Origin of the sequence: Rhodanobacter sp. PCA2, assembly GCF_013620825.1 — a bacterium.
Lineage (GTDB): Bacteria > Pseudomonadota > Gammaproteobacteria > Xanthomonadales > Rhodanobacteraceae > Rhodanobacter_A.
This window is the reverse complement of the sequence record NZ_NJIC01000030.1, coordinates 20,655-27,047: the sequence shown is the minus strand read 5'-3', so window position 1 is coordinate 27,047 and position 6,393 is coordinate 20,655. Positions and strand designations below refer to the sequence as shown.

Below are 6,393 nucleotides of genomic sequence, written 5' to 3'. Positions count from 1 at the left end.
CCGCCCCGCGCCCCCCACCCCCCCCCCCCCCCCCCCCCCCCCCCCCCCGCGGGGGGGGGGGGGGGGGGGGGGGCCCGGTGCTTGCGGCGGACCCGTTTCGAAGCGCGCTTCAATCCAGCGCCGACGCAAGCGCGTCCCCTCACCTCAATCCTCTCCCCGGAGGGGAGAGGAGGAAAAGGCTGCGTATCGACCTGCATCCTCTCCTTGGTGTGGAGAGAAGAAAAGCCGCGGACTCACCTCGATCCTCTCCCCTCCGGGGAGAGGAAGAACAGCCGCCGTGCCATTTCCCGCAACGCTCCGTGCGAGGATTTTCAACGCGTTGCGCGCGGCTTCGGCTGGTCGCTGTCATGCCGATCGGCGATAATCGCGGACTTGCCGACGCCCGCGCCGTCTGTGCGCCGCTCGGCGGTTCCATTCCCCAAGGAGTTTTCCCCCATGAGCAAGACCATCGCGGTGATCCCGGGCGACGGCATCGGCCCCGAGATCATGACCGCCACGCTGCGCGTGCTCGACGCGCTGGACTGCGGCCTGAAATACGACTTCGTCGACGCCGGCATGGTGGCGCTGGAGAAGCACGGCGACCTGCTGCCCAAGGCCACGCTCGACAAGATCGCCGAGCACAAGGTGGCGTTGAAGGGCCCGCTGACCACGCCGATCGGCGGCGGCTTCACCTCGATCAACGTCACCCTGCGCCGCCACTTCGACCTGTACGCCAACGTGCGCCCGGCGGTGAGCTTTCCCGGCACCAAGGCGCGCTTCGACAACATCGACATCATCACGGTGCGCGAGAACACCGAGGGCGCCTACCTCGCCGAAGGCCAGTCGCTGTCCGAGGACGGCCAGACCGCCGTGTCGATGATCCGCAACACGCGCAAGGGCAGCGAGCGCATCGTGCGCTACGCCTTCGAGCTGGCGGTGAAGAAGGGCCGCAAGAAGGTCACCGCCGTGCACAAGGCGAACATCATCAAGACCGCCTCGGGCCTGTTCCTCGGCGTGGCGCGCGAGGTCGCCAAGGAATACCCGCAGATCGAGTTCAACGAGATGATCGTGGACAACACCTGCATGCAGCTGGTGATGCGTCCCGAGCAGTTCGACGTGATCGTCACCACCAACCTGTTCGGCGACATCCTCTCCGACCTCTGCGCCGGCCTGGTCGGCGGCCTCGGCCTCGCGCCGGGCGACAACATCGGCGAGCACGCGGCGATCTTCGAGGCCGTGCACGGCTCGGCGCCCGACATCGCCGGCAAGGGCATCGCGAACCCCTGCGCGCTGCTGCTGGCCGCGGCCGACATGCTCGACTACCTCGGCATGGTGGCCAAGGGCGACCAGCTGCGCGCCGCGATCCGCGACACCATGACCCACGATCGCGACAGCGTGACGCCGGACCTCGGCGGCAAGGGCAGCACCGCGAGCTTCGGCGAGGCCATCGCGAAGCGCGTCAAGGGCTGAACATCGGCAGCATCGACGGCAAGGCCGCGGCATCGTCCGCGGCCTTGTCGTTTCCGCATACCGCGGAGCGGTTGCTAGCATGGGCGCTCCACGCTTCCCGTCGCTTGCACACGACCATCCGATGGATATCTCGTTCTGGGTTTTCGTCTACACCGCCGCTGCCGTGCAGGCCGGCCTGCTGGCGCTGGCGTTGTGGCGCCGGGCCGCCAACCGCGAGGCGAACCGTCTGCTCGCCGTGTGGGTGGCGCTGGCCGGCATCGACCTGGCGGTGAAGGCGGCCTACTGGCACACGCTGGCGCCGGAGTGGTTCCGCGCCTACCGCTTCGTGGCGCTGTTTCCGTTTCTCTACGGCAGCCTGTTCTTCCTCTACGTGCGGGCGCTGACCCGGGGGCAGGGCTTCCGTTGGCGCGACCTGCGGCATCTGCTCGGATTCGCGGCCATGCTGCTGGTCACCGGCCATGTGCTGCTGGCGCCCGCGGCGCGCTTGCAGGAGATGTCGGCGGCGTGGATCGAAGGCCAGCGCTCCATCGGCCGCTGGTTCGACCTCGCGCTGTTCGTCTACAGCCTGTCCTACGTGGCGGCAGCGCTGGTCCGGGTGCATCGCTACCGCCAGCGCCTGCGCGAGCGGCGCTCCGACGCCGATCGCCTGTCGCTGCACTGGATCGACACGATGGCGGCCTGCCAGGTCGTGATCTGGTGCATCGCCATCGTGCAGGCGCTGGTGTATCTGCCGATCCTCAACTACGGCCTGCTGTTCGGCGCCATCGCGGGATGGATCTGCGTGATGGGCTGGTTCAGCCTGAACCAGTCGGCGGTGGCGGTCGAACCGGAAGCTGTTCCTGCCGATGCGGGCAGCGAGGCGCCGTCCACCACCGCCGAGCCGGACGATGCGCGCTACGACGCGGTGCAGGCCCGCGTCGCGGCGCTGATGGAAGGCGACGCGCCGCTGTACCTGGAGCCGGCGCTGACCATCGCCCAGGTGGCGAAGCGCAGCGGCTATCCCGAGTACCTGGTGTCGGCGGTGATCAACCGCCGTTTCGGCGGCACGTTCTGGGACTACATCAACCGGCTGCGCGTGGAAGCCGCCCGCGCCTGCCTCGCCGATGCCGGCGACACGCGCAGCATCCTCGACATCGCCTACGCCTGCGGCTTCACCTCGAAATCCACCTTCAATGCCGCCTTCAAGCGCCAGCTGGGCGAGACGCCCAGCGGCTACCGCAAGGCGGCCCGGCCGCTCACTGCGGCGGCGGACGATGCAGGGCGGCGATGATGGCCGCCACCAGGTCGCCGGTGGCGTCGCCGTAATCCAGCGAGATGCCCATGCGCACCACCACCAGCCGTTCCGACGGCACGATCACCACGTACTGCCCGAACGCGCCGCGCCCGTAGTACATGTCCTTCGGCAGCTGCGGCATGCCCCAGGGCGCGTTCCACACCGGCACGCGGGTATCGTCCTTGAGGTTGAGCCAGAAGCCCGCGCCGTAACCCGTGTCCAGCGTCTGCGAATGGCTGTAGGCCACCCAGCCCGCGGGCAGGATGCGCTTGCCGTCGATCACGCCGTCGTCGAGATAGAGCTGGCCGAAGCGGGCGAAATCGCGCGCGGTGCCGTAGCTGCTGCCCGAGCCGATCAAGGCGCCCTCGGCGTCGGCCTGGATCAGCGTATGCGCCATGCCCAGCGGCGCGAACAGCTCGCGCCGCGCGAAACGTGCGGCATCCGCCGCCGTGCCGCCGGCCGCGTCGGTGAGCATGCGGCCCAGCAGCACGTAGCCCAGGTTGCTGTAGCCCCAGACCGTGCCGGGTGCATGGGCCAGCGGCATGCGCGACGCGTATGCGGCCATGTCGCGTTCCAGGAACACCATACGCGTGAGCGGGCTCAGCGCGCCGTTGGTCTCGTCGAACGGCAGGCCGCTGTCCATGCGCAGCAGCTGGTCGATGGTGACGGCGCCGTGCGGGTCGCCGCCCTGGCGCCAGGCCGGCACCGGTGCGGGCTGCTCCAGCCGCAGCTTGCCTTCGCGCACCAGGATGCCGATCAGCGCGTTGGTCAGCGACTTGGTCAGCGAGTGCGCCCAGATCGGCGTGTCCGGCCCATAGCCCGGGGCGTAGCGCTCGGCGATCAGCCGGCCGTCGTGCAGCACCACGACGGCCTTGGTGTTGCGCGGATGCGCAGGGTCGGGTTCGGCGAAGGCGCGATCGATCGCGGTACGGATGGCGGGGTCGCCCGAGGCGACCGTGTGGTCCGGATACGGGCTGGCGATGGGCTCGGGCTGGAAGCCTGCGGCCTCCGGCACCGGGCCGTCGCCGTGCATCAACAGGCAGCCCAGGCCGGGACGGAACACGGCGCGCGCGCCGAAGGCGCCGAGCACGCTGGTGCGCACTTCGCGCCGCTCACGATCCACGCGCGAGCGGATCGCCCAGGCTATGGCGCGCATCTGTGGCGCATGCTGCTCGCGGAACACGCCCTCGGGGTCGACCTGGCTGACGAAGACGGCGTCGCACAGTCCGCGGCTGACCGAGCCGGTGGCGAGCCGCAGCAACGGACGGCCTGCGGTGCCCAGCCACAGCGCGCTGCCGAGCACCGCCACCAGCAGCAGGCCCAGGACGATTTTCAGGATGCGTGCAGCCATGATGCGGTTCCTCCGTTTCACGACAGTGTTGCCGCGGTGGATGGATGCAGGCGGCCGGCCCGGTGTCGCAGCCACGCCTCGCAGACGGCCAGGTTGATCAGCCAGCAGGCCCAGGTCGCGAACACGTAGACGGGCAGGAACGGCAGCCGGAACGCCACGCCCAGCGCCAGGATCAGCCGCAGCGTCACCGCGGCGAAGGATAGCGCCGCCGTGCGGCACATCCAGCGGCGATGCCCTGCGATGTCGCCGTTCACGATGTGCTGGATGCCGCGGCCCATGCAGAACAGCCACGCCATCGCCAGCATGGCCAGCGCCACGCCGCTGGCCGCGCCGCCCTGCGTGTGCCGCGCCATCGACAGGGCCGCGATGCCGGAGACCAGGATGCCGCCGGCGGACAGCCAGCCGCCCAGCCGGTGCACGCGGGGCGCCCGCCGGCGCACGGTCGTGCTCAGTTGCAGCGGGGCCAGCAGCAGGGCCAGGCCGGCGCCGAAGAAGTGCGCCGGCACGTCCAGCCCCGAAACCGCGAACCGGGCGGCGAAGCGGTTGTGCGGCGGGTGGTCGACGTAGAGATAGGCGAAGGCGTAAGCGGCCACCGCCACCGCGAGCACGGCGAAAGCCGCGGTGGCGATGTCGCGCAACAGCCTGGGGGATCGTTCGTGCATGGGCACGGTTCCGCTTGCTGAAAGCAGCGGTCACTCTGCGATGGTCGGCGCGCGGCCTCGTCCGGGGCGGCGGGATCGTACGGCGCAGCGCATCCGGCAGGTGCGATCCGGCCGGCCCGGACCTGGCCGGGTCGGCCGGAAAGCGCGATGGGGCTGTCAGCGAAGGTCAGTGCCGCGCGGCGGGCTGGTAGTTGCCGCCCACGGTGCGCACGGCGATGTTGAGCCGGTTCCAGGTGTTGATCAGGCCGATCAGCAGGATCAGGTCGATCACCGCGGCTTCGTCGAAGTGCTGGCGCAGGCGCTCGTAGAGCGCGTCGGACACCGACTCGTGCGAGGGCAGCTCGGTGAGTTCCTCCGCGAAGGCCAGGGCGGCCTGTTCGGCCTCGTTGTACAGCGTGGTCTCGCGCCAGGCCGGCAGCAGGTACAGGCGCTGTTCGGTTTCGCCGGCGGCGCGGGCGTCCTTGCTGTGCATGTCCAGGCAGAACGCGCAACCGTTGATCTGCGAGCAGCGCATCAGCACGAGTTCGACCAGCTTCGCGTCCAGGTGGCCGCGTGCGCGGATCTCCTCGCCGAGCTTGATCAGCGGCTGCATGGTGGCGTAGTGGCGCTGGACGGAAATGCGGGTCATGGAGTGGCTCCTTCGCTGGTGGGATGGCGGCCGGATCGGGCCGTTCAATGCAAGGACGCGCCAGCCGGCGGATTCGTTACCGCGGCCGCCAGCCGGGCGAGCTTGGCGGGATGGCGCAGCGCATGGATGGCGGTGATGCGTTCGCCGTCGTCCTCGATCCACACGGCGGTGGTCAGCGTGCCGCCGGACCAGACCAGCAGCGCCGGCGCCCCGTTGAGCGTGAGCGGGCTGTAGCGCAAGGGCTGCAGGCGGGTGTTGTGGGCGACCTGCAGATACAGCCGCGCCACGCGCTCGGCACCGTGCAGCGGGTGCAGCGCGGCGGCCACCACGCCACCGCCGTCGCTGATGTGGATGGCGTCCTCGGCGAACAGCGCGCGCAGCGATTCCAGCGTGGGCTGTTCCATCGCCGCCGCGAAGCGCTGCAGCAGGCGCTGCTGGGTGCGCGCGTCCACGGTGAAGCGCGGGCGGTTCTCGCGCAGCCGCGCCCGGGCGCGGTGCACGCGCTGCCGGCAGGCGTTCTCGGCGATGCCGAGGATGGCCGCCGCCTCGGCGTGGCTGTAGTCGAACACCTCGTTGAGCAGCAAGGCGGCGCGCTCGTCCGGGCCCAGCCGTTCCAGCAGGGTGAGAAAGGAGAGGGTGAGGCTCTGGTCGCGCTCCAGCGCCGCTTCGGGAGTCTCGGTGCGTGCGCCGCCGGCAGACGCGGCGGCGTCCACCAGCGGTTCGGGCAACCAGGGGCCGGGATAGTGCTCGCGCTCGGTCTTCGCGCGGCGCAGGCGGTCCAGCGCGAGGCGCGTGGTCACGGTGACCAGCCACGCTTCGGGGTCGTCCAGCGCGGCGGTGTCCTGCGCGTGCCAGCGCAGCCATGCGTCGTGCAGCACGTCCTCGGCGTCGGCGGGCGCACCGAGCATGCGGTAGGCCAGCCCGAACAGGCGCGGGCGGTGCTGCTGGAACAGGGCGGTTTGCGGATCCATGGCGGTTTCCTCAAGGGGATCGCAGCAAGGACGCGCGGATGGACGCCGGCGTTACCGCT

At 70.5% G+C, this 6,393-nt stretch carries 6 protein-coding genes; 2 read left to right on the top strand and 4 right to left on the bottom strand.

Features of this window, described 5'->3' with window-relative positions; genetic code table 11:
- The first annotated feature begins 435 nt into the window (after window positions 1–435).
- Together PCA_RS10480 and PCA_RS10475 are read left to right on the top strand one after the other, a co-directional pair.
- Window positions 436–1,449: an isocitrate dehydrogenase gene (locus PCA_RS10480; RefSeq protein WP_181302557.1), complete on the top strand. Its 1,014-nt coding sequence runs from the start codon at window positions 436–438 to the stop codon at window positions 1,447–1,449.
- Window positions 1,450–1,570: 121 nt separating this feature from the next.
- Window positions 1,571–2,719 (top strand): AraC family transcriptional regulator, encoded by a 1,149-nt coding sequence (locus PCA_RS10475; RefSeq protein WP_181302556.1) that lies wholly within the window; start codon window positions 1,571–1,573, stop codon window positions 2,717–2,719.
- Here PCA_RS10475 and PCA_RS10470 read toward each other — a convergent pair.
- The 4 genes from PCA_RS10470 to sigJ form a co-directional block, all read right to left on the bottom strand.
- Window positions 2,685–4,073, bottom strand: coding sequence for a serine hydrolase (locus PCA_RS10470; RefSeq protein ID WP_181302555.1), 1,389 nt, complete (start codon window positions 4,071–4,073; stop codon window positions 2,685–2,687). The genes PCA_RS10475 and PCA_RS10470 overlap by 35 nt on opposite strands.
- A 17-nt stretch (window positions 4,074–4,090) precedes the next feature.
- Entirely contained in the window at window positions 4,091–4,735 is a 645-nt protein-coding gene (locus PCA_RS10465) for a DUF2306 domain-containing protein (RefSeq protein WP_181302554.1), read from the bottom strand.
- A gap of 166 nt (window positions 4,736–4,901) precedes the next feature.
- On the bottom strand, window positions 4,902–5,363 hold the full coding sequence (locus tag PCA_RS10460) for a carboxymuconolactone decarboxylase family protein (protein ID WP_181302553.1): 462 nt from the start codon (window positions 5,361–5,363) through the stop codon (window positions 4,902–4,904).
- A 44-nt stretch (window positions 5,364–5,407) separates the two neighbouring features.
- Window positions 5,408–6,334: an RNA polymerase sigma factor SigJ gene (gene sigJ, locus PCA_RS10455; RefSeq protein WP_181302552.1), complete on the bottom strand. Its 927-nt coding sequence runs from the start codon at window positions 6,332–6,334 to the stop codon at window positions 5,408–5,410.
- Between the last annotated feature and the right edge of the window lie 59 nt (window positions 6,335–6,393).